Origin of the sequence: Herbiconiux daphne (assembly GCF_024979295.1) — a bacterium.
In the GTDB taxonomy this organism is placed as follows: Bacteria; Actinomycetota; Actinomycetes; order Actinomycetales; family Microbacteriaceae; genus Herbiconiux; species Herbiconiux daphnes.
This window is the reverse complement of record NZ_JANLCJ010000095.1, coordinates 1-1,375: the sequence shown is the minus strand read 5'-3', so window position 1 is coordinate 1,375 and position 1,375 is coordinate 1. Positions and strand designations below refer to the sequence as shown.

Annotated in this window: 3 protein-coding genes; all 3 read right to left on the bottom strand. The window is 41.8% G+C overall.

Translation table 11 applies throughout. The annotated features are described in order from the left end of the window. Positions 1–656: hypothetical protein (locus tag N1032_RS23225; RefSeq protein WP_259542713.1), on the bottom strand; the 656-nt coding region annotated here is incomplete at its 3' end. A gap of 78 nt (positions 657–734) precedes the next feature. Beyond that, the gene (locus tag N1032_RS23220; protein ID WP_259542712.1) at positions 735–1,145 is read right to left on the bottom strand and encodes an HNH endonuclease signature motif containing protein; all 411 of its coding nucleotides are present in this window, start codon (positions 1,143–1,145) and stop codon (positions 735–737) included. Positions 1,146–1,191: 46 nt separating this feature from the next. Then, positions 1,192–1,375 (bottom strand): hypothetical protein (locus N1032_RS23215; protein ID WP_259542711.1); only part of this gene is annotated, 184 nt, incomplete at its 5' end.

The following is a 1,375-nucleotide window of genomic DNA, read 5'->3' as shown; positions in this document are numbered from 1 at the left end:
TACCCAACACGGATAACATCATCAACATCCCAATGCTTCCACTCTTCAACCTTACCTTCATCCACCATATTTTTCTCAGCACGTTTCATAAACTCCGTGCGATTCAAATCACTGGCACGTTTCTTGAACTCTTCTTCGTAACGACGTTTCCATTCAACTGCTTCTGAATAACGAATACGAGCGAAACGAATCTGTTTCTCTACTGCTTCCCCTACCATCTTCCAAGCTGAATGAGCAGAGAAATATGAACCAACCAGAAGATGATTCAATAACACTGATAGGGTTAAGTTCGCCAATACTTCTGGCTCACAATCCTGAGTCAACTTAAACCATTTCATACGGTGAGTAGCAGCCATACCTGTCTTAGCAAGTTCGACTTCAATACGACGATTGATTTCATCCATCGTTGCTTGCCACCATACAGTTGCTGGTGCTGACATCATAGGTGCTGATGATACACGACCACCTTCTACAGCCCTGTTAAGATTCCTGTAGAAACGTTCTTCACCTAAGATGTATTGTTCGTGTTCCAAAGCAATCTGCTCTGCTACTAACGAACGTGGATACTGACCTTCGAGAATATCAAAGACATTCTCTTCATCGACCTTATGTTCTTTCTTAAAGTCGTGACGTTCATTACTATTGAAAATAGACATCTAACCTCCTTATGACAAATGTTTCTCAATCATTTATCAGTTAACTATCTAGTGTCCCCTCAGCTTTTAAATCAATAATCATACGACCTCCAACATACATTGTTCAATGATATCACTACGTTTGTTAAGCAGTGACAGTTCGGCTCTTACAGATATGAACTCTTTCCAGTGCCATATCAAACTACCTTTGTCCAGATAGAAGTTATGTTCACGGATACGCTGCCCTTCATACTTCATACCATCAATAGCAAAATGTATTGTCTGATATTCTGGATGGATAGACAACAGAAACTCATCGTGAAGAGTATGTAACTTACTGAGTAATGGGATACCATTCACTACTGACATAGACCCACCATTACGATAGAATCTAATGTGAGCAGCATCCACTGTATCTTCGCGGAAGTGTGTGCCAGTGATAGCACAACGATTCTCAAAGTTATGTAGCACTTGCTTACGAAACAACATCTGTTCTTCTTCGGTTCTCATACCTTACCTCTATTCAAATACTGACACGTCCTTGTGTCTTGTGCCATTAGAAACCAAACAGTTTCTTAACGAACTTAAGTTTCTCTTTCAGTGACCACTCAACCCAAGGCTCAGCATCAACAGGAGCCATCGTAACAGGCGCTGGGACAATGACAATAGGTTCGTCTACCTTCTCAGCACGACGACGCTCGCGCATCTCCTGACGACGTTTACGGGCATCTGCTTCATCC

Excerpts from the sequence above, each read along its gene's own strand:
- N1032_RS23220 (WP_259542712.1), bottom strand. The coding sequence starts at position 1,145 with ATGAGAACCGAAGAAGAACAGATGTTGTTTCGTAAGCAAGTGCTACAT.